Annotated in this window: 17 protein-coding genes; 10 read left to right on the top strand and 7 right to left on the bottom strand. The window is 67.4% G+C overall.

Annotation, left to right across the window (positions count from 1 at the left end; translation table 11 throughout):
- Position 1: 1 nt before the first annotated feature.
- Positions 2 to 1,333 (bottom strand): sugar ABC transporter substrate-binding protein, encoded by a 1,332-nt coding sequence (locus tag HNP48_RS24855; protein WP_184862172.1) that lies wholly within the window; start codon positions 1,331 to 1,333, stop codon positions 2 to 4.
- A 403-nt stretch (positions 1,334 to 1,736) separates the two neighbouring features.
- Here HNP48_RS24855 and HNP48_RS24850 point away from each other — a divergent pair, with 403 nt between their 5' ends.
- Together HNP48_RS24850 and HNP48_RS24845 are read left to right on the top strand one after the other, a co-directional pair.
- Positions 1,737 to 2,030 (top strand): DUF4148 domain-containing protein, encoded by a 294-nt coding sequence (locus HNP48_RS24850; RefSeq protein WP_184859606.1) that lies wholly within the window; start codon positions 1,737 to 1,739, stop codon positions 2,028 to 2,030.
- Between the two features lie 52 nt (positions 2,031 to 2,082).
- A complete protein-coding gene (locus HNP48_RS24845) occupies positions 2,083 to 2,376 on the top strand; it encodes a DUF4148 domain-containing protein (protein WP_184862170.1) in 294 nt (97 codons plus the stop codon).
- A 158-nt stretch (positions 2,377 to 2,534) separates the two neighbouring features.
- On the opposite strand, the gene HNP48_RS24840 is transcribed toward HNP48_RS24845, so the two are convergent.
- Entirely contained in the window at positions 2,535 to 3,047 is a 513-nt protein-coding gene (locus tag HNP48_RS24840; protein WP_184862168.1) for a GNAT family N-acetyltransferase, read from the bottom strand.
- A 124-nt stretch (positions 3,048 to 3,171) separates the two neighbouring features.
- Between HNP48_RS24840 and HNP48_RS24835 the strand changes: the two genes are divergently transcribed.
- The 6 genes from HNP48_RS24835 (at position 3,172) to HNP48_RS24810 (ending at position 9,677) form a co-directional block, all read left to right on the top strand.
- A complete protein-coding gene (locus HNP48_RS24835; RefSeq protein WP_184862166.1) occupies positions 3,172 to 4,023 on the top strand; it encodes a thymidylate synthase in 852 nt (283 codons plus the stop codon).
- A 270-nt stretch (positions 4,024 to 4,293) separates the two neighbouring features.
- A complete protein-coding gene (locus tag HNP48_RS24830; RefSeq protein ID WP_184862164.1) occupies positions 4,294 to 4,911 on the top strand; it encodes a DUF4337 domain-containing protein in 618 nt (205 codons plus the stop codon).
- A gap of 23 nt (positions 4,912 to 4,934) precedes the next feature.
- The gene (locus tag HNP48_RS24825) at positions 4,935 to 5,423 is read left to right on the top strand and encodes a dihydrofolate reductase (RefSeq protein WP_184862162.1); all 489 of its coding nucleotides are present in this window, start codon (positions 4,935 to 4,937) and stop codon (positions 5,421 to 5,423) included.
- Positions 5,424 to 5,542: 119 nt separating this feature from the next.
- On the top strand, positions 5,543 to 6,094 hold the full coding sequence (locus HNP48_RS24820; RefSeq protein WP_184862160.1) for a sigma-70 family RNA polymerase sigma factor: 552 nt from the start codon (positions 5,543 to 5,545) through the stop codon (positions 6,092 to 6,094).
- A 2-nt stretch (positions 6,095 to 6,096) separates the two neighbouring features.
- Positions 6,097 to 7,062: a FecR domain-containing protein gene (locus HNP48_RS24815; RefSeq protein ID WP_184862158.1), complete on the top strand. Its 966-nt coding sequence runs from the start codon at positions 6,097 to 6,099 to the stop codon at positions 7,060 to 7,062.
- A 107-nt stretch (positions 7,063 to 7,169) separates the two neighbouring features.
- Positions 7,170 to 9,677, top strand: coding sequence for a TonB-dependent receptor (locus HNP48_RS24810; protein WP_184862156.1), 2,508 nt, complete (start codon positions 7,170 to 7,172; stop codon positions 9,675 to 9,677).
- Positions 9,678 to 9,713: 36 nt separating this feature from the next.
- Here the strand turns inward: HNP48_RS24810 and HNP48_RS24805 are convergent, their stop codons facing one another.
- Together HNP48_RS24805 and HNP48_RS24800 are read right to left on the bottom strand one after the other, a co-directional pair.
- Positions 9,714 to 10,079, bottom strand: coding sequence for a hypothetical protein (locus HNP48_RS24805; protein ID WP_184862154.1), 366 nt, complete (start codon positions 10,077 to 10,079; stop codon positions 9,714 to 9,716).
- 394 nt (positions 10,080 to 10,473) lie between these two features.
- Positions 10,474 to 14,652 (bottom strand): S-layer family protein, encoded by a 4,179-nt coding sequence (locus HNP48_RS24800; RefSeq protein WP_184862152.1) that lies wholly within the window; start codon positions 14,650 to 14,652, stop codon positions 10,474 to 10,476.
- A gap of 381 nt (positions 14,653 to 15,033) precedes the next feature.
- Here HNP48_RS24800 and xth point away from each other — a divergent pair, with 381 nt between their 5' ends.
- Positions 15,034 to 15,810: an exodeoxyribonuclease III gene (xth, locus tag HNP48_RS24795; protein WP_184862500.1), complete on the top strand. Its 777-nt coding sequence runs from the start codon at positions 15,034 to 15,036 to the stop codon at positions 15,808 to 15,810.
- 13 nt (positions 15,811 to 15,823) lie between these two features.
- Here the strand turns inward: xth and HNP48_RS24790 are convergent, their stop codons facing one another.
- From HNP48_RS24790 to HNP48_RS24780, 3 genes are read right to left on the bottom strand one after another with little or no spacing between them, the layout of a single operon-like run.
- A complete protein-coding gene (locus HNP48_RS24790) occupies positions 15,824 to 16,387 on the bottom strand; it encodes a GNAT family N-acetyltransferase (RefSeq protein ID WP_184862150.1) in 564 nt (187 codons plus the stop codon).
- Positions 16,388 to 16,441: 54 nt separating this feature from the next.
- Positions 16,442 to 16,936, bottom strand: a complete 495-nt coding sequence (locus HNP48_RS24785) for an SgcJ/EcaC family oxidoreductase (RefSeq protein ID WP_184862148.1) — start codon at positions 16,934 to 16,936, stop codon at positions 16,442 to 16,444.
- 33 nt (positions 16,937 to 16,969) lie between these two features.
- Positions 16,970 to 17,617, bottom strand: coding sequence for an NADPH-dependent F420 reductase (locus tag HNP48_RS24780; RefSeq protein ID WP_184862146.1), 648 nt, complete (start codon positions 17,615 to 17,617; stop codon positions 16,970 to 16,972).
- 110 nt (positions 17,618 to 17,727) lie between these two features.
- Here HNP48_RS24780 and HNP48_RS24775 point away from each other — a divergent pair, with 110 nt between their 5' ends.
- Positions 17,728 to 18,618 (top strand): LysR family transcriptional regulator, encoded by an 891-nt coding sequence (locus tag HNP48_RS24775; RefSeq protein ID WP_184862144.1) that lies wholly within the window; start codon positions 17,728 to 17,730, stop codon positions 18,616 to 18,618.
- Positions 18,619 to 18,776 lie beyond the last annotated feature (158 nt).

The following is an 18,776-nucleotide window of genomic DNA, read 5'->3' as shown; positions in this document are numbered from 1 at the left end:
CTTACTTGTAGTAGCCGCCCTTCTTCATTTCGCGGTCTGCCGATACCTGGCTCGCCTTGAGGGCCGCATCCACGCTGGTCTTGCCGGCCAGGGCCGCGCTCATCTGCTGGCCCACGGCGATGCCGATGGCCTGGAACTCCGGGATCGCAGCAAACTGCACGCCCACATACGGGCTCTTGGGCAGGGTGGAGTCGGTGGGGTTGGCCGAGTCGATGGCGACCTTCTCGGCCGCGGCAAAACGGGCTGCCTTCTGGAACTCGGGGCTGGCGTAGGTGCTCTTGCGCGTGCCGGTGGGCACATTGGCCCAGCCATTGGTCTTGGCGACGAGTTGCACGTACTCCTTGCTGGTCGACCAGGTGATGAACTTCTGCGCAGCGTCCACCTTCTTCGAACCGGCCGGGATGGCCAGGTTCCACGACCACAGCCAGTTGGCGCCCTTGGGCGTGTTCATGGTGGGGGCCTGGGCAAATGCCATCTGGTCGGCCACCTTGGACTGCTTGGGGTCGCTCACGAAGGATGCGGCGATGGTCGCGTCGATCCACATGCCGCACTTGCCCGAGTTGGTCAGTGCCAGGATTTCATTGAAGCTGTTGGCCGACGAGCCGGGTGGGCCATAGTTCTTGAGCAGGTCCACGTAGAAGCCGATGGCGTCCTTCCAGGGCTTGGATTCGAGCTGCGGCTTCCACTGCATGTCGAACCACTGGCCGCCGAAGGTGTTGACCAGCGTGGTCAGGAAGGCCATGTTGTCACCCCAGCCCGGCTTGCCGCGCAGGCAGATGCCGTACACGCCGTTCTTGGGGTCGTGGATCTTGGCGGCCAGGTCCTTGATCTGCGGCCAGGTGGGGCGCTCGGGCACCTGCACGCCGGCCTTGTCGGCCAGGTCCTTGCGGTACATCAGCATCGAACTTTCGCCGTAGAACGGCGCAGCGAACAGCTTGCCATCGACCGACAGGCCGTTGCGCATGGCGGGCAGCAGGTCGTCCACATCGTAGGCGGCGTCGGTCTTGAGCTCCTGCAGCCAGCCCTTCTTGCCCCAGATGGGGGCTTCGTACATGCCGATGGTCATCACGTCGAACTGGCCGCCCTTGGTGGCGATGTCGGTGGTGACGCGCTGGCGCAGCACGCCTTCTTCGAGCGTGACCCACTTGAGCTTGATGTCGGGGTTGGCCTGCTCGAAGTTCTTGGAGAGCTTTTGCATCTCGATCATGTGGCCGTTGTTCACGGTGGCAATCACGAGTTCGGTCTGCGCATGCGCAGCGGCGCCGCACAGCGATGCCGCCAGGGCAGCGACGGCCAGGGCCAGGCGGGTGTGTGGACGGGTGGTACGGGGCATCGGAACGTCTCCTGCGTAGTTGGTATGGATCTGCCATTCAACGCCAGCTGGACCGCGGCATTGATGGCCTGAACGATACCGATGCTCTGATGCTCAGCTGATACTTTGAAAACCCATACACATACTAATTTTCGCCAGAATCTCAGGATTTATACCTAGATATGTCAATTGGGTATGCGTACCGACCGGCCACGGGAACTGCCAAAGGCCCCTGCCATGCCCGCGACTATTTCCAAAACTGGAACAGACAGTTCGTGACTGGGTAGTTTTTCTCTGAACACACGAGGCGTACAGTTCAACCCATCGATGAGCCGAACCCGCAAGGCGACTCACCGAACCCGGTTTGAAGTTGTTTTCGCTCCGGTTTTTTTGAGACGCTTTTTCTACCCAAAGGACTTTCATCATGAACACGACCGCACGTTTCCTCTCCATCGCCGCTGTAGCCGCTTTCGCTTCTTTCGGCGCCCACGCCGACGAAGCCGATGCTTCGCAATTCGCCACCAAGTTCGAAACCAACCGCACCCGCGCTGAAGTGGCCGCCGAAGCCGCCACCGTCGCCCAGACGCGCAGCCTGGAACCCGCTGGTTCCCGCGTGGTGACCTACAAGTCGACCGCTGACCGCGCTGCCGTGCGTGCCCAGGCGGCTGACGCTGTGCGCACCGGCCAGATCTCTTCCGGCGAGATTGGCGCTCTGTAATCAGCGCCCCGAACGGACCCCAGACCAACCCCATTCAAGAATCGAGATCACCATGAACAAGACCGCACGTTTCCTGTCCATCGCCGCTGTGGCTGCTTTCTCTGCCTTTGGCGCCCACGCTGACGAAGCCGATGCCTCGCAGTTCGCGCTGAAGTTCGACACGAACCGCACCCGTGCCGAAGTGGCTGCCGAAGCTGCTACGGTTGCCCAGACCCGCAGCCTGGAACCTGCTGGCTCGCGCGTCGTGACCTACAAGTCCACGGCCGACCGCGCCGCCGTGCGTGCTGCGGCTGCCGAAGCCGTGCGCACCGGCCAGATCCCTTCGGGCGAAATCAGCTCGATGTAAACAAGAGCCTGAGAAGGCTCGCCAGTTGCGGGCCTTCCCATGGTGGTGGTGTTTCACGGTCGTGGGCACCGCCACCATGTGGAAGTGTTTCCCCTGCACCCCAAAGCAAAACGGGCTCCCATCTGGGAGCCTGCTTTGCTTTGGGTGACACCCGCGGCTCAGGCCACCAATGTCTTGAACATCACATGGGCATCGACATAGCCCAGCGTGTGGTGCCTGAAGGCCCCCGGCAACGTGCCCACGATGGCAAAGCCCAGGTGCTGCCACAGGCGCACGGCGCGCACATTGCTGGCCACCACCAGGTTGAACTGCATGGCCCGAAATCCCATGGCCACGGCCTGCTGCTGGGAGTGCTCGCACATCAGCGAGGCCACACCCTGCCCCTGGGCGGCCGGCGCGACCACATAGCCACAGTTGCACACATGGGCGCCCAGCCCGGCCTGGTTGGCCTTGATGAAATAGGTGCCCAGGATCTCGCCACCCGCGCCACAGGCCACGAAGGTGGCAGCGGGCAATTCCACCCAGGCCTTGTGGATCTCGGCCTCGCTGCTGTCGGGCGAGAACGCGTACGTATCGCCCGCCTGGAAGGTGGTGCGCAGGATGGGCCAGACGGTGGGCCAGTCTGCTGGTTCGAGCGGGCGGATGGTGATGGAAGCGGAGGAAGAAGTCATGGCCGAACGATACGCCAAGGCGCCAATGCCCGATAAGTGCCCGATGGTTCCGCTCCGCATAAAATCCGCAGTCGGCAACGGCCTTCCCTTGATGATGGCCCGGCGCCCCACCGTGAGCGATTCCATGACCCAGCCTTCCGCCCCATCCGTCCGCCCCGTGCGCTCCCAGTACGAGGACTTCATGCGCCATGTGTTCACGCAGGGCGTGCACAAGTCCGACCGCACGGGCACGGGCACGACCAGCGTGTTCGGCCACCAGATGCGCTTCGACCTGAAAGAAGGCTTTCCGCTGGTCACCACCAAGAAGGTGCACCTGCGCTCCATCATCCAGGAGCTGCTGTGGTTTCTCACCGGCTCGGGCAACAACAACTGGCTCAAGGAACGCGATGTCACCATCTGGGACGAATGGGCGCGCGAAGACGGCGACCTGGGCCCGGTGTACGGCGTGCAATGGCGCAGTTGGCCCACGCCCGATGGCGGCCACATCGACCAGATCAGCGACGTCATCAAGACCCTCAAGACCAACCCCGACTCGCGCCGCATCATCGTGAGCGCCTGGAACGTGGCCGACCTGAACAAGATGGCACTCATGCCCTGCCACGCCTTCTTCCAGTTCTACGTAGCGCCCGCGCAGGAGCCCGGCGGCCGCGGCACGCTCAGCTGCCAGCTGTACCAGCGCAGCGCCGACATCTTCCTCGGCGTGCCCTTCAACATCGCCAGCTACGCTCTGCTGACCCACATGGTGGCCCAGCAGTGCGACCTGGACGTGGGCGACTTCATCTGGACCGGCGGCGACTGCCACATCTACAGCAACCACCGCGAGCAGGTGCAGACCCAGTTGGCCCGCACGCCCTACCCCTACCCCACGCTGCACATCAAGCGCCGGCCGGACAGCATCTTCGACTACCAGTACGAAGACTTCGAGGTGCTGGACTACCAGTGCCACCCCGCGATCAAAGCGCCCGTGGCAGTATGAAGCACCCCCTGAGGCGCTTCGCGCCTTCACCCCTCTCTCATATTGCTTCGCAATCTGGGAGGGGGACGGCCCCGGCGCAGTCGCTGGGTACGCCGCCTTCGCGGCGGGGCGGCCCTTGCGCGGGGGCACTGGTCTCGGCCGCGTGCGTTCGACATGCAACCGACACATTGACGGCCTGACCCTTTCCCCCATGTGCCCCTCGGCGCAGGTGCTGCTGAGCCCTGCTAGATTTCCTGTTTCCCTTAACCACTACTACAAAGAGCACCCACCATGTCTTCCGGAGGATTTCACGTACACGGCCCGCATGACCACGCAGTGGAGCATGCGGCACAGGGCCACGGCCATGGAGACGACCACGCGGCCAGCCACGGCAGCGAAGGTGGCGGCTCGTCGATGAGCAAGATCGCGATGTTCACGGCCATCGTCGCCACGGTGGGCGCGATCTTCGCGTACATGGGCGGGGCCACGCAGGCCAATGCCGGCCTGCTCAAGAACGATGCGGCTATCAAGAAGACCGAGGCCTCCAACCAGTGGAACTACTTCCAGTCCAAGAGCACCAAGCAGTCCCTGGCCGAACTGGCCCGCGACCTGGCGCCCGAAGACCGCAAGGCCGCCTACCAGGCCAAGGTGGACCGCTACGAGAGCGAAAAGAACGAGATCAAGGTGGCCGCTGAAAAGCTCGAGGCCGACAGCCACAAGTTCGACCGCCAGAGCGAAGAACAGATGCACCAGCACCACCGCTGGGCCCAGGCCACGACCGCATTGCAGGTGGCGATCGCGCTGGCCGCGATTGCGCTGCTGACCAAGAAGAAGTGGCTGGAATACGGCATGTACGGCGTGGCCGGCATTGGCATCGCAGTCGGTGCCCTGGCCACGCTGCACATCTGACGGCACCACTGGAGCGAACCGCCATGCCTTTGCACATGATCTATGCACGCGCCGCCAACGGCGTGATCGGCAAGGACAACCGCCTGCCCTGGCACCTGCCCGAGGACATGGCGCACTTCAAGGCCCTGACCCAGGGCAGCCCCGTGGTCATGGGCCGCAAGACCTGGGATTCGCTGCCCCCGCGCTTTCGCCCGCTGCCGGGCCGCACCAACATCGTCATCACCCGCCAGGCCGACTGGTCTGCCGAAGGCGCCGTGCGTGCCGCCAGCCTGCAGGACGCCCTGCAACACGCGAGCGCCGGCCAGACGGTGTGGGTGATCGGCGGCGCCCAGGTCTATGCCGAGGCCCAGCCCCTGGCGGACCGCATCGAGCTCACCGAGATCGCACAGGACTTCGAGGGCGACGCCCATGCCCCGGTGCTCGACGCGGGCTGGCACGAGACCGCGCGCAGCACGCACACCTCCACGAATGGACTGCCCTTCAGCTTCGTGACACTGGAGCGCAAGCGCTGACACAGGTGCGGCGGCAGGGCCGCACCACCGACCTACCAGGGCGTTTTGATACGATACGAGAAATTCTCATTCGTATTTGAAGCGGCATGGCCTGCCGCTCTGGAACAGACGGCAATACCATGGCGGCAGCCAATGAATCGACCCAGCAAGGGCAGCAGGTGCATGCGATGTACCGCGAGCACCATGGCTGGCTGCACGCCTGGCTGCGCCGCCGGCTGGGCAACCCCTGGGATGCGGCCGACATCGCGCACGACACCTTTGTGCGCGTGTGGGCCGGCTACCGGGCCGATGCCATCGGCCACCTGCACGAGCCCCGCGCCTACCTGACCACGGTGGCCAAGCGCCTGGTCATCAACCACTACGAACGCCAGTCGCTGGAGCGCGCCTACCTCAACGCACTGGCTCTGTTGCCCGAGCCGCTGGTGCCCTCGGTGGAAGAGCGCGCCATCCTGCTGGAGACGCTGCACGGGATCGATGCCCTGCTCGATGCGCTGCCGGCCGCCGTGCGCGCCGCCTTTCTCATGTCGCAGCTCGAAGGCCGCTCCTACGAAGACATTGCCACGGAACTGCAGGTCAGCGTGCGCACGGTGACGCGCTACATGGCCCAGGGCTTTCGCCAGTGCCTGGCCGCCCTGCTGGCGCAGGACGCACCGCCCACGCACCGAACTTGAGCATGCCCGATGCCATCGACCCCGCGCTGGTGGACCAGGCCGCGCACTGGCTGGCCCGCATGCACGCCAGCGACTTCAGCGAGGGCGAACGTGCCGCCTGCGAGCAGTGGCGCCGCCAAAGCCCCGAGCATGAACGCGTGTGGCAAAGCGCCGAGCAACTGGGCCGCAGCTTCGGGCTGGTGCCCGCCGCCGTGGGCATGCCGGTGCTGGGACGCCGGCGCCTGCGCGCCAACCGGCGTGCCCTGTTGGGAGCGGTGGCGGCACTGGTGGCCGTGCCGCCAGTGCTCTGGTGGGGCTACCATGCCACGCCCTGGGCGGGTGCGGCCCTGGCGTACCGCACCGCCACGGGCGAGCGCCGCCGCATTGCACTGGCCGATGGCACGCAGGTGGACCTGAATACCGCCACCACGATCGAGGTGGCATTCGATGAACGACAGCGCCTGGTGCGCCACGAGAGCGGCGAGATCCTGGTAAACACGGCCCCTGACCCCGGCCCGGTGCACCGGCCGTTCATTGTCCGGACGGATGCAGGGGAACTGCGCGCGCTGGGCACGCGCTTCACGGTGCGCAGCGAAGGCGGTGGTGCCACGCGCCTGGCCGTGCTGGAGGGCAGCGTGGAGATGCACCCTGCCCGAGCCTCGGGCGATGTAAGCGTGCTCGTGCGCGCCGGCCAGCAGGCGCAATTCACCCGCGACCAGGCCAGCGCACCGACCCCCCTCGATGCCGGTACCGGCCGCTGGACCCAAGGCACCCTGTTCGCCCAGGAAATGCCGCTGGCCGACTTCGTGGCCGAACTGGCCCGCTACCGCAACGGCGTGCTGCGCTGCGACCCGGCCGTGGCGCAGTTGCGCGTGTCAGGCGCCTTCCAGATCGACGATACCGACCGCGTGCTCGCCCTGCTGGCGCAAACGCTGCCGGTGCGCATCGAGACCCGCACGCGCTACTGGGTCACCGTGGCGGCGCGTTGAGCCCCTGCGGCTGAAAATACTTTCGCGATCCGTGTCCGGTTTCAGCGCCTCGCCTGTCATGGGTAGGAAGCACCTATCCATGACCACCGAACCGAGGACCGCATTCCATGGCACGCCAGCCCCTTGACCACCTTGTTCCCTTGAGCCCCGTGGTGCGCGCACTGCGCAGCGCCGCCTTCGGTCTGGCCCTGGCCACCACGCTGGCCGGCGCTGCCCATGCCCAGGCAGCCGGCACCGCCCAGGTGCACAAGGCCTACCGCGTGCCCGCCGGCCCGCTGGGCCCTGCCCTGCTCGATTTTGCCGGCCAGGCCGGCGTGAACCTCAGCATGGACCTGGCCCGCACGCGCGGCCTGGTGACCGAGGGCCTGGCTGGCAACCACACCGTGGCCGAAGGCTTTGCCCGCCTGCTGGCGCGCAGCGGCCTGGCAGCACGCGCACTGGGCGACGGGGCCTACACGCTGGTATCCGTTGCAGCAGGTACGTCTGCTGCGCCAGCCAACCTGGATGCGGCCAACCCCACCAGCGCCGCCGCAGCACTGCCCGCCGTCACCGTGACGGGCCGCACCCAGAGTTCCGTCATGGCCCCCACACGCCAGGTCACCACGCTGGAGCGCGAGGAACTCGACACCCTGCGCCAGGGCTCGGACAGCCTGGCCACGCTGCTGAGCAAGGCCGTGCCCGGCATGGCCGACTCCAGCCACACCATCACCGACTACGGCCAGACGCTGCGCGGGCGCGAGATGCTCATCCTCGTGGACGGCATTCCGCTCAATACCAACCGGGGCTCGTCGCGCAACCTGGCCAACATCAACCCGGCCGATGTGGAACAGATCGAGGTGCTGCGCGGCAGCAGCGCCATCTATGGCAGCGGCGCTGCTGGCGGCATTGTCGCCATCCGCACGCGCCAGCCCAGCGGCGAGACGCGGGCCGAGACCACCTTCACCGGGGTCTCGCCGCTGTCGCACCTGTCAGGGGCCGGGCTGGGCGGCGAGGTGCAGCACTACCTCTCGGGCGCGAACGATGCCATCGACTACACCGTGAGCCTGGGCGTACGCCGCGTGGGCGGCTCGTTTGACGCGCGCGGCGACCGCATCGCCCCCGAGCCCAGCCAGGGTGACCTGTTCGACGCCAACATCTACAACGCCTCGGCCAAGATCGGTCTCAAACTCGCCCCCCAACAGCGCCTGCAGTTCTCGGCCAGCCGCTACGACGCCCGCCAGGACACGGAATACGCGTCCGACCCATCGGTGGGCCGCCTGCCGGCGGGTAGCGCGGCAGCGCGCCCGCTCAAGGGCCTGCAGCTGGATGAACAGAACCGCGTGGCCAACACCCTGCTGGGCCTGGACTACGAACACCGCGACCTGGCCGGCAGCACGCTCGCCGCGCAGCTGTACTACCGCGACTTCCACACGCGCTTTGCCCCCTTCGATGCGCGTGCCGTGCCAGTGCGCGGCGCCAACGTAGACCAGTCCATGCAGAACTCACGCGTGTTCGGCGGGCGCCTGACCGTCAAGACGCCCCTGGGCCAGGACAAGCAGACCCAGCTCACCTGGGGTGCCGACTTCAACCACGAGCGCACGGACATGCCCATCGACGTGTTCGACCCCACGCTGTACGACGCCACAGGCGGCCTGGTCTTTCGCAAGACCGGGCGGCTGGTCTACATGCCCGAGGTCACCACGCGCAGCCTGGGTGCGTTCGCACAGCTGCAGCACCGCTTCAACGACCAGTGGTCGCTGGAAGGCGGGCTGCGCTACGACCGGGCCAGCGGCAGCTTCGACCGCTTTGTCCCGCTGTCGCAGTCGCGCGTGGCCAACCCGGGCAGCGTGGCCGGCGGCACGGTGGACTACAGCGCCTGGACCTACAACACCGGCGCCGTGTTCAGCCCTGCCAAGGACCACGAGCTCTATGCCTCGTTCAGCCAGGGCTTCGAGCTGCCCGACATCGGGCTTCAGGTGCGCAATGCCACGCCCAGCTTCACCATCGGCAACTCCAACCTGCAGGCGATCAAGACCGACACCGTGGAGCTGGGCTGGCGTGGCCGCTTTGCCAACGCCATGGCCAATGTGAGCATGTTCCAGTCTCGGTCCGACCTGGGCGCGGTGCAGAGCTTCAACAATGGCCTCACGCTGGCGCGCACCAAGGAGCGCGTGCACGGGGTGGAAGGCGGCATCGACTACTTCGGCAGTGGCGACCGCTTCAGCCTGGGTGGCAGCTTCACCTGGATGCAGGGCCGCGAACTGCCGCAGGGCGCCAGCAGCTACCAGGACATGACGGGTTACCGCATCCCGCCGCTCAAGCTCACGGCCTATGTGGAATACCGACCCGATGCCCGCTGGAGCCACCGCCTGCAGGCCACCTCGTACGCCTCCAGGGACTACCGCCTGGCCGGTGCCAGCAGCTTCGGCCACCGCGACACGCAGGGCTACACCACGCTGGACCTGGTAAGCCGCGTCAAGCTCGACGAGCGCAGCACCGTAGCGCTGGGCGTGGAAAACCTGCTCAACCGCCACTACTACCCGCTGTACAGCCAGCTTCTGCGCAACAGCAACAATACGAGCCGGCTGCCGGCTGCAGGTGCGGTGCTCAAGCTGAGCTACGCACACCGCTGGTAAGCGGACTCAGAGAGGCGCCCGCCAGGGCCTGCGGGCTCAGAACAATTTGGCACAATTCACCGGCAACTGGGCGGCCGTGTTCCCCTGCAGCACGCCCATGCTGCCGATCAGGTTGCCCTGGCTCACCGACAGGTTGAATGGCAGGTTGAAGCTGGTGGTGCCGGTGAACGACGAGGCCGTGGCCGTGCCCATGCCATAGCCATAGAGTGCATTGGCCGGACCCAGGGCCGCGATGGTGAACATCGAGGGCCCGCTGGGCTGGCCACTGACCGTGATGAACACGCCTGTACCGGCCACCGCGCACTGGTAGACGCCGTCCAGCGGCCCGCCGGCGGCCATGCCCGCGCCCGAAGCACCTGCCAGCAGCAGTGCGGCGGCCATGGATCTGAATGTCTTGCTCATGCTTCGTTGTTCCTTTGGTATGCGTCACGCGTTCTGAATCGCGCAGCGCGCAGAAGTTCACGGAAGTCGCCCCTGGTGTCCTGTCCCGCAAATAAATGCCAATAAAGCCGCGTCTTTCACGCCAGGGCCGCGTTGCAAATCCTCGCGATAGCACCAGCTATCGCTGCGGTTTGCGCCTCGCCATGGCGCGAAATCCATCGGTTTTATTTTTGGCATCTATTTACGGGACAGAACACCAGCCCACCCGCAAAAAAAAGCCCGCACGGAGGCGGGCAGCAACTTGCTTGTCGCAAGAGGGGATGCCGCTTGGAGGCCGGCAGGGAAATCATAGGCATCCCCCGCCCCCAAGGCTGTGACGCGGAGCACAGCTTGCTGCGCATTGCAGCGCGCCCCCTCAAATGACAGCGGTACCCACCAGGGTGATGTCGACCAGGCGGGTGCTCACATGCCCATGGCCGTCGTCCAGGGTCACGGTGAACTGGTCGTGGCGCTGCTGGCCGGCGGTGAGCAGCGGGTCGATGGTCTGGTTGCCCACGGTGTAGAGCCAGTTGACCTGACCGGTGTGGCCGTCGGAGCGCAGCTGGGCGGTCAGCGTGCCCAGAGCGCCCGCCGTGGGCGTGACGCTCACAGTGTGCGCGGCAAACGCCGGGTCGGCAAAGCTGAATCCGCCGGCCGTGGCCAGCGTGGCCGTGGCATTGCTGCCGCCCAGGTCGGCCACCTTGCCCGGTGAGCTCCATTGGTAAGACTGGTCGAAGCCCAGCGTGGCCGAGGCCACCTTCTGCAGGGCCACGGCCGTGGCCGCGTCGATGCCCAGGTCGCTCGCCACCTTGTCACCCGCGCCCAGCGAGCGTGCATCGAGGCCGGTGAGCGTCTCGAACAGCACCAGGCCCGACAGGTAGGAGCCGTACTTGCTGGCGTGCAGGTTGTCGTCGTGCCAGAGATTGACCTTGCCGCCACCGGTGACGCTGGAGCCCCCCGCCTCGGTATAGGGGTCGCGGATCGCCAGGCCGTTCTGCACGGCGGTCATGAAGGCCGTGCCCACCGGGGCCACGCCCTTGAAGTCGGGGTTGACTGCAGCCAGGTTGGCATAGGCGTTCTGCAGGTCGGTGGTCATGCCCTCCAGCGACAGGTAATAGGCCGTGGCTTGCGTGTCCGACTGGCTGATGGCCCCTGAGCCCTCGTAGGCGCCCGCGGCATTGAGCGTGCGCGAGGTGAGCATGTCGTAGGCCCCGGCCACCATGTCGGGCCGGGCCCAGGTGGCATAGAGGTACATGTCGGTCGAGGCGTCCGCATTCGGGTTGCCCGCGATGGTGGTACCAGGCTGGGTGGTGGTGTCGGCCGCGCCTGTGTGCACGAAGTTCTCGATCGCTGTGGCGTATTTCTGGAACTCGCCGATGTCGGCATTGGCGCCCGAGGTGGTGGTCAGCGTGGCATTGGCGGAGATGCCGAAGTCCGACTTGGCCGGATCGGCCGCGAAGTACGTGGCCGTGCCATCGGCCGTGAAGTTCACCGTAAGCGCTGCGCTGGTGTCGCCGCTGCGCGTGAAGGTGTAGACCAGGTTCTGGCCCGCGTTCTCGTACACGCCCGCGGCCGAGCTCAGGCCCAGCGTGATGTTGGGCAGGCTGGTGTCGGTGCCGGCCGCAAAGTCGTCGTTGACGATGGTGCCGGAGACGGCGCCCAGCGTGCCCAGGTTGTAGTCCGTGCCGGTGGCCGGGTGCGTCAGCGTGAGGCGGATCGCCTCATCGGCCTCCACCGTGCTGTCGGCATGCGGGTCCAGCGTGATGCTGGCCGAGGTCTGGCCCGCCTTGATGACGATAGTGCCGGTATTGGACGTGAAAGACACGCTGCCCGTGGTGGTGGGCGCGCCGGTGTCCGAACTGCTGGCAAAGCCGTTGCCGCTGGTGAAGCGGTAGGGCGATGTGCCCGCGCCGCCGGCCGACGAGAAGGCACCGCTGGCAGTGTTGTACATCTCCAGGTCCTGGCTCGCATTGACCGTGGTCGACACCGAGGGCGATGTGGAACCGTCGCGGAACGCCGTGAACGTCACGGTCAGGTCGCTCGTCGTCGGGCCCGTGCGCGTGAAGGTGAACACCAGGTTGGCCGTGCCGTCCTCCGTCACCTGCCCGGGGCTGGCCGCCAGGGTCACCGTGGCCAGCGCCGGATTGGTGGCGGGCGCGGTGGGGTCGTCGTTGAGGATGGTGGTGCCCACGGCGGAGCTGGTGCCCACGCGGTAGTTGCTGGCCGAGGCGGCCAGTTTGAGCGCCAGGGTCTCGTCGTACTCCTTGGCACCATCGGCCGTGGGCGTGATGACCAGGTTGGCCGTGGCACTGCCCGCCGCGAAGGTGATGGTCCCCGAGCCCGAGGGCAGCGGTTCGTCCGTCTGGTCCTGCAGTACCACCAGCTCCCACTTCTGGCTGGCGATGTTGCCACGCATGTCCCAGCCCGCGGCCGAGGAATTGAGGTAGTGGCCCTTGAGCGTGGCCGCGTTGCGGGTGGACAGCGACACGTCGTAGCCCAGGCCCACCTGGTCGGCAAACTTGTCGAACAGGCCCGCCACGCCGCCCCAGGGGTGTGGCTCGTACAGGTTGGCCCCGGTCAGGTTGGTGAAGGTGCCGCCATTGGCGGGCGAGGTCAGGTCGTGCACGCCGAAGGGGTTGGTCGCGGCGTCGTAGGTGTTGTACGACATGGCCGGGTCGATGCGCGCGAAGGTCGCGCTGTTGCCCACGAAGAGCACCGGGTTGAAGACCGTGGCGATGTCCACGGCGGCAGCCGCGCCCTTGTTGCCGGCCGCGTCGCTGTAGCTGTCCTTGGCCACGGCGATGTGCCCGCCCGTGTCGAGGTTGGCCGATGCCGTGGCCGTGAAGGTGGCCGTGCGCACCAGGCCCGTGCCGCTCAAGGCGCCCAGGGTGCCTCCGGTGGTGGTGATGTCGGCCGCAGTGAAGCTGGCACCCGGGTCTTCGCTGAAGGTGAAGGTGATGGTGGCCGTGCCCCCGGCCTTGAGTGCCGCGGCCGAGCTGGTGATGGCCAGTGTGGGGGCCTGTGTGTCCACCGGGCCGGGCGTAGCGCCGCCTCCCGTGTCACCGCCACCCGAGGCCGGCGGCGCGGGCGGGCTGCTGCCCTGGCCCGCGGACACGCCGGGCGCCAACTCGCCCACGGCCTGCTGCTGCACCGCGGCCGTGAAGGCAGCGCCCGTGTAGCCGTTGGCCGCGGCCTGGAAGTTGCCCGTGGCCACCGAGCCCGCCGCGTCGCTGGCCGCTGCGGCCACCTGGCCCAGCACCGCCACCGTGCTGGCGGCGCTGGTGGCATCGTTGGCGGCATCCACCACCCGGCTGATCTGGTCCAGGCTGGTGGAGTCCAGCCGCAGGCCATAGTCGCCTGCAGCATCCGCAACGAGAGTGCGCAGAAAGGCGGCGTCCGACAGGTTCGCCACACCGCTGGCACCGCCGGCCGCACTGGCGATGGCATCCACGAGGGACGCGATCAGCGTGCCTGCGGCCGCCCCCGGCTGCCCCGCATGCGGCGTGGCCACGCCCGGCTGTGCTGCCTTGGCCTCGGCAGCGTCCAATGCAGCGGCGCCGATGCCGATCACATTCACCAGCGCCACCGCCACCTTCTGGTAGCCCAGCGCCACGGCCTTGTCGGCGGCGCTGGCGCTGCTGCTGGCCAGCACGGCCAGCGGGTCGTAGCTCAGCAGGTTGACGCCCGCGGGCAGGCCCAGCGCCTTGGCGAGCAGGGCTGTGGCTTGCTCCACCGTGGTCGTGGCACCGCCCTTGTCCATGAGCGCCTGCACCAGGGTCGTGAGGGGGTTCACCACCGTGCTGCCGGCCGGTGCCGTGAGCATGCCTTTGAAGGCCTTGTTCGTGAGCAGGTCGGTGCCACCGGTGGCCACCAAGGTCCCTTGCACATTGGCCGGCAGCGTGAAGCCGCCCGCGGCATCGGTGGTGGCGGACCACTCGCCCGCATCGAGTTGGTGGTTGCCATTGGTGTCGGCAAACACGGTGGCGCCCTTCACATACCCATCGGCCACATGGCCCTGGATGCCAGCGGCGCTGAGCCGTGCGGCCAGCGCCTGCACACCGCTGATGCCCGCTGCCGCACTCGCATCGCTGGCGCCGATGCCCTGCAGCAGGGTGTGCACGGCCGTTCCCACGCCGTCTCCGCTGAACAGCGCGCCTTTGTTCTGGCTGGCCAGCGCGCTGTTGAAGGCGTTGGCTGCCTCGGCACGGTGGTCCAGCGCGGTGTAGATGCCCGTATCGGCGTTGACCAGAAAGTCCATGAGCTTGGCCCAGGTGGTCAGGCCCTGCTCCTGCGCCACCCGTGCGATGGCCAGGCCGTCATCGGCCGAAAGCACCACCCCCAGGCCATTGAGCGCCAGCTGCTGGATGGTGCCGCCCACGCCCCGGCTGGCCGCCGGCTGGCCCATGGCTGCCTCGAAGGCCGCGGCCACCCGGCCGTAGTGGCCATCGGCGGCCACCACCGCCTCGAATTCGGAAAGCAAGCCGGCCGGTGCGGCATGGCCGGTGGCGAGGATGAAGATCTGCTGCAGGACGTGGGATGCGTTGGGCGTGGACATGGCGATGCCTTCCGGGTACGGAATACGAAGTGGGTGGTAGGGGACGGGGAAAATCCACGAGGCCCGGCAGGCGGCCTCGGACTGGCAGATCAGGCGGCGGCGCAGGCCCCGCCAGGGCGCGGAAAGGCAGTTACCTGTCCGGGAGCGGGGGCATGGAATCGAATGGCAAGGCTTGTCTCCAGCGTTGTAATTTGGCGCAACGATAAGCCGGTAGCGTCATCAAATCCAATAGTATTTTCAGGGCATCTCCATATGTGCTGGATATGCAGTTTTTCAGTCCGGCAGCCCCTCGGGGCCGTCCCCGCCAATCGAGGATAGGATGCACCCCAGCACAGCCGCCGCGAGCGGCTGAAATTGAACAAGCAAGGACCGATGATGGTGATGAAGATCGCGACGTGGAACGTCAATTCCCTCTCCGTGCGCCTGCCCCAGGTGCTGGCCTGGCTGGCCGCCAACCCGGTGGATGCCATCGGGCTGCAGGAGCTGAAGCTCACCGACGACAAGTTTCCGCACGACGCCTTCAAGGAGGCCGGCTACGAGGCCGTGGCCTTTGGCCAGAAGACCTACAACGGCGTGGCCATCCTGAGCCGCCACCCGCTGGCCGACGTGGTGCGCAACATCCCCGCACACGCGGACGAGCAGGCGCGCGTGATCATCGCCACGCTGGACACGCCCACCGGCCCGCTGCGCCTGATCAACGGCTACTTCGTCAACGGGCAGGAGCCGGGCTCGGAAAAGTTTGCCTACAAGATGCGCTGGCTGCAGGCCCTGCAGGACCTGGTGCGCGCCGAAATGGCGGCCCACCCGCGCCTGGCCCTGGTGGGCGACTTCAACGTGGCGCCGGAAGACCGCGACTCCTACGACCCCGTGGGCCTGCGCGAGACCATCCACCACACGACCGAGGAGCGCAACCACTTCAAGGCCCTGCTGGAGCTGGGCCTCACGGACACGTTCCGCATGTTCGAGCAGCCCGAAAAGAGCTACTCGTGGTGGGACTACCGCATGCTGGGCTTTCAGAAGAACCGGGGCCTGCGCATCGACCACATCCTGGTCAGCGAAGCCCTGCGCGGCAGTGTCACGGCCTGCATGGTGGACCGCGCCCCGCGCAAGAACCCGCAGCCCAGCGACCACGCGCCGGTGGTGGTCACGCTGGGCTGAAGCCTGCCAGGGCTCAGGCCCTGGCCTCGAACGCCTCGCTGTACCGCACCGTGCCGGCGGGCACCGGCCCCGCGAAGGCCAAGGCCATGAAGTATTCGGGCGGCACGCCGGGCAGCACCAGCGCCGGCTCGGCCCGAAAGCCGAAGCGCGTGTAGTAGGCCGGATCCCCCAGCACCACGCAACCCGCAGCCCCTGGCAGTGCCTGCAGCTGCGCCAGGGCCTGGCGCATCAGCTGCGCGCCGATGCCCCGGCCCTGGCAGGCCGGCACCACCGAGATGGGCCCCAGGCCATACCAACCGCCGCCCGCGGGGGCGGGGTCGAGGACAACGGGCGAGATGGCCACATGCCCGACGATGTGCTCGACGCCCTGCACCTCGCCGTCCAGGTCGCCATCCACCTCGGCGCCCTGCTCCACCGCCACCAGCGAGACCGCCAACTGCCCGCGTGCGCGCAACGCGCGCACGATGAACTGCTCGGTGTGCGAGCTGTGCGGTGCGTGTTCGAAGGCGGCAACGGTCACGGCCTCGATGGCCTGTTCGTCACCGGGCAGTTCCGGGCGCAGGTGGATGGTGGTCATGGCGTAGCGTCAGGGATGCGGTAGGACAGCCGCATTGTGCCGGCATGCCAGCGCTCAGGGCCGGATGGGTGCCGCCGAGAACGCGTAGTGCGAGAACTGCCACTGCCCGTTGCGCTGTTTGCGCAGCACAAACAGTTCCTTGAAAGCGGCCGGACCGAGGGCTTGGGCTTGCCCCTGGACCTTGAGCGTTCCCTTGGAATGGCTGCGCAGCAGGGCTGTGTCCTTACCGAGCAGCTGGATCTCATCGACCGTGAAGGCCAGTTGCAGTGCAATGGCCTGGAAGGTAGCGGCATAGGCCGCACGCAGCGCTTCCCGCCCGGTGGCGGCCGGCGCATCGGGCGCCATCTGCACGCCGTCGTCGGTGTAGAGCTGCACGATGGCGGCGGTATCGGAGCGGTTGAGCGCTTCTTCGTAGCGCTGCAGGGTCTGGCGGATGGCCGCGGTGTCGGCCGCGTGCGCGGGCCCGGTGGCAAGGCCCAGCCCTGCAGCGAGGGAGGCGGCGGTGGCCACGGCGGCCAGGCCGCGGCGAGACAAGGGGTGCTGGTTCATGGAAATTCCTCCTGAGATTGGTGAATGGACGGATCAGGCACGTACCCAGGCGGGCGCCGTGGTCGGCCCCCATCCCAGGAAAAAGCCGAACTGGATGTTCATGCCACCCACAGGCTCCAGGTAGCGGCTGTTGCGCAGCGGGCCGGCATCCACCGGCTCGAAGGCCAGCGCACGCGCCAGCTCCTGCACACGGGCCTTGGCGCCTGCGTCATCGCCGGCCACGAACACCTGCACCGGGGCCTTGCCCTGGCGCGCCTCGGGCGCCAGCAGTTGCGCGAAGATGGTGTTGAAGGCCTTGACCACGTGCGCGCCCGGTGCAGCGGCCTGGATGGCCTCGGCGGCCGAGGTGGTGGTGCCCAGCTGCAGCCCCTGGAAATCGGCCGTCACCGGGTTGCTGATGTCCACCAGCACCTTGCCTTGCAGCGCCGAGGCCGGCAGACCCTGCAGCACCTGCACGCTGGCGCCATGGGGCAGTGCCAGCACAACCACGTCGGCCTGCGCCACGGCGGCCTCCACGGTGAGCACCGGCACATCGCCCAGGCCTTGGGCCCGGGCCTTGGCGGCATCGCGCGCGCCGATCGCGACGGTAGCGCCGGTACCGGCCCATGCCCGTGCCAGGCCGGCGCCCATATTGCCGGCCCCCAGAACGGCGACCTTCGGGAGGCTTGCTGTTGTCGTCATGGCTTCTTCCTTTCCTTCATTGCGGTGTGAAACGAGGAAGCCAGTGTCAATTCAAACCAAATTCAGATAAATATCTACAATGTTTTGAAATTGGAAACCAATGGATTGCAATGGACCGCTTCACAGGCATGGCTGTCTTCGTCAAGGCGGTGGAACTGGGCTCGTTCCGCGCCGCCGGCGATGCGCTGCAGATGTCGCCACAGTTCGTGGGCAAGCACATCCAGGCGCTGGAGCAGCACCTGGGTGTGCGCCTGCTGCACCGCACGACGCGGCGGCAAAGCCTCACGGATTTCGGCCGCGCCTACGTGGAACGCGCCCGGCTGATCCTGGCCGATCTGGAGCAGGCCGAACAACTGGCTGCCGAGGCCCGCGCCGTGCCCAGCGGGCGGCTGCGCATCAACGCGCCGGTGAGTTTTGGCATCCACTCCCTGGCCCCCCTGCTGCCCGGCTACATGCAGGCGCACCCGCAGGTGGAGGTGGAACTCACCACCTCCAACCGCGCAGTGGACCTGGTGGACGAGGGCTATGACGCGGTGTTCCGCGTCGGCGTGCTGCAGGACAGCGGGCTCATCGCGCGGGCGCTCGCGCCCTACCGGCTGGTGGCCTGTGCCTCCCCGGCCTACCTGCAGGCCCATGCCTCGGCGCTGGCAACCCCCGCCGATCTGCAGCGGCACGAATGCCTGGGCTTTGCCCACACCGAGCTGCGCACGCACTGGGGCTTTGACGGGCCTGAGGGCCGCGTCACCGTGCCCGTGCACAGCCGCCTGGTCGCCGACCACGGCGAGCCCCTGGTGCATGCCGCCCTGGCTGGCCTGGGCATCATCCTGCAGCCGCTGGATGCCGTGCAGCATGCGCTGGCCGATGGCCGGCTGGTGGAGGTGCTGCCCGGCTACCGCGTGCCCTCGCGCCCGCTGCACCTGGTCTACGCGCCCGACCGCCGCGTGACGCCCAAGCTGCGCAGCTTCATCGACTTTGCGATCGCGCATTTCGGCCCGCAGTGATGCCCCCAACGCACACCGCCGCCATGGGCGCGAACCCAGGGCGGCGGTAGCGGGGGGAGCGGCGGCGGCGCTGTTGTTCTGGTCAGGGCGCGGCCACGGTCCTCACAGTGGCGGCCCGCCTGCTCCCTGCGCGCCTGCGTACAGGCAGGCAGGAGGCC

It is taken from the genome of Acidovorax soli (assembly GCF_014207955.1).
In the GTDB taxonomy this organism is placed as follows: domain Bacteria; phylum Pseudomonadota; class Gammaproteobacteria; order Burkholderiales; family Burkholderiaceae_C; genus Acidovorax; species Acidovorax soli_A.
Note: the sequence above shows the minus strand (reverse complement) of the source record. Positions and strands in the feature narration are given on the sequence as shown.

Coding starts and splice junctions, on each gene's coding strand:
- HNP48_RS24855 (WP_184862172.1), bottom strand. CDS start 1,333: ATGCCCCGTACCACCCGTCCACACACCCGCCTGGCCCTGGCCGTCGCT.
- HNP48_RS24850 (WP_184859606.1), top strand. CDS start 1,737: ATGAACACGACCGCACGTTTCCTCTCCATCGCCGCTGTAGCCGCTTTC.
- HNP48_RS24845 (WP_184862170.1), top strand. CDS start 2,083: ATGAACAAGACCGCACGTTTCCTGTCCATCGCCGCTGTGGCTGCTTTC.
- HNP48_RS24840 (WP_184862168.1), bottom strand. CDS start 3,047: ATGACTTCTTCCTCCGCTTCCATCACCATCCGCCCGCTCGAACCAGCA.
- HNP48_RS24835 (WP_184862166.1), top strand. CDS start 3,172: ATGACCCAGCCTTCCGCCCCATCCGTCCGCCCCGTGCGCTCCCAGTAC.
- HNP48_RS24830 (WP_184862164.1), top strand. CDS start 4,294: ATGTCTTCCGGAGGATTTCACGTACACGGCCCGCATGACCACGCAGTG.
- HNP48_RS24825 (WP_184862162.1), top strand. CDS start 4,935: ATGCCTTTGCACATGATCTATGCACGCGCCGCCAACGGCGTGATCGGC.
- HNP48_RS24820 (WP_184862160.1), top strand. CDS start 5,543: ATGGCGGCAGCCAATGAATCGACCCAGCAAGGGCAGCAGGTGCATGCG.
- HNP48_RS24815 (WP_184862158.1), top strand. CDS start 6,097: ATGCCCGATGCCATCGACCCCGCGCTGGTGGACCAGGCCGCGCACTGG.
- HNP48_RS24810 (WP_184862156.1), top strand. CDS start 7,170: ATGGCACGCCAGCCCCTTGACCACCTTGTTCCCTTGAGCCCCGTGGTG.
- HNP48_RS24805 (WP_184862154.1), bottom strand. CDS start 10,079: ATGAGCAAGACATTCAGATCCATGGCCGCCGCACTGCTGCTGGCAGGT.
- HNP48_RS24800 (WP_184862152.1), bottom strand. CDS start 14,652: ATGTCCACGCCCAACGCATCCCACGTCCTGCAGCAGATCTTCATCCTC.
- xth (WP_184862500.1), top strand. CDS start 15,034: ATGAAGATCGCGACGTGGAACGTCAATTCCCTCTCCGTGCGCCTGCCC.
- HNP48_RS24790 (WP_184862150.1), bottom strand. CDS start 16,387: ATGACCACCATCCACCTGCGCCCGGAACTGCCCGGTGACGAACAGGCC.
- HNP48_RS24785 (WP_184862148.1), bottom strand. CDS start 16,936: ATGAACCAGCACCCCTTGTCTCGCCGCGGCCTGGCCGCCGTGGCCACC.
- HNP48_RS24780 (WP_184862146.1), bottom strand. CDS start 17,617: ATGACGACAACAGCAAGCCTCCCGAAGGTCGCCGTTCTGGGGGCCGGC.
- HNP48_RS24775 (WP_184862144.1), top strand. CDS start 17,728: ATGGACCGCTTCACAGGCATGGCTGTCTTCGTCAAGGCGGTGGAACTG.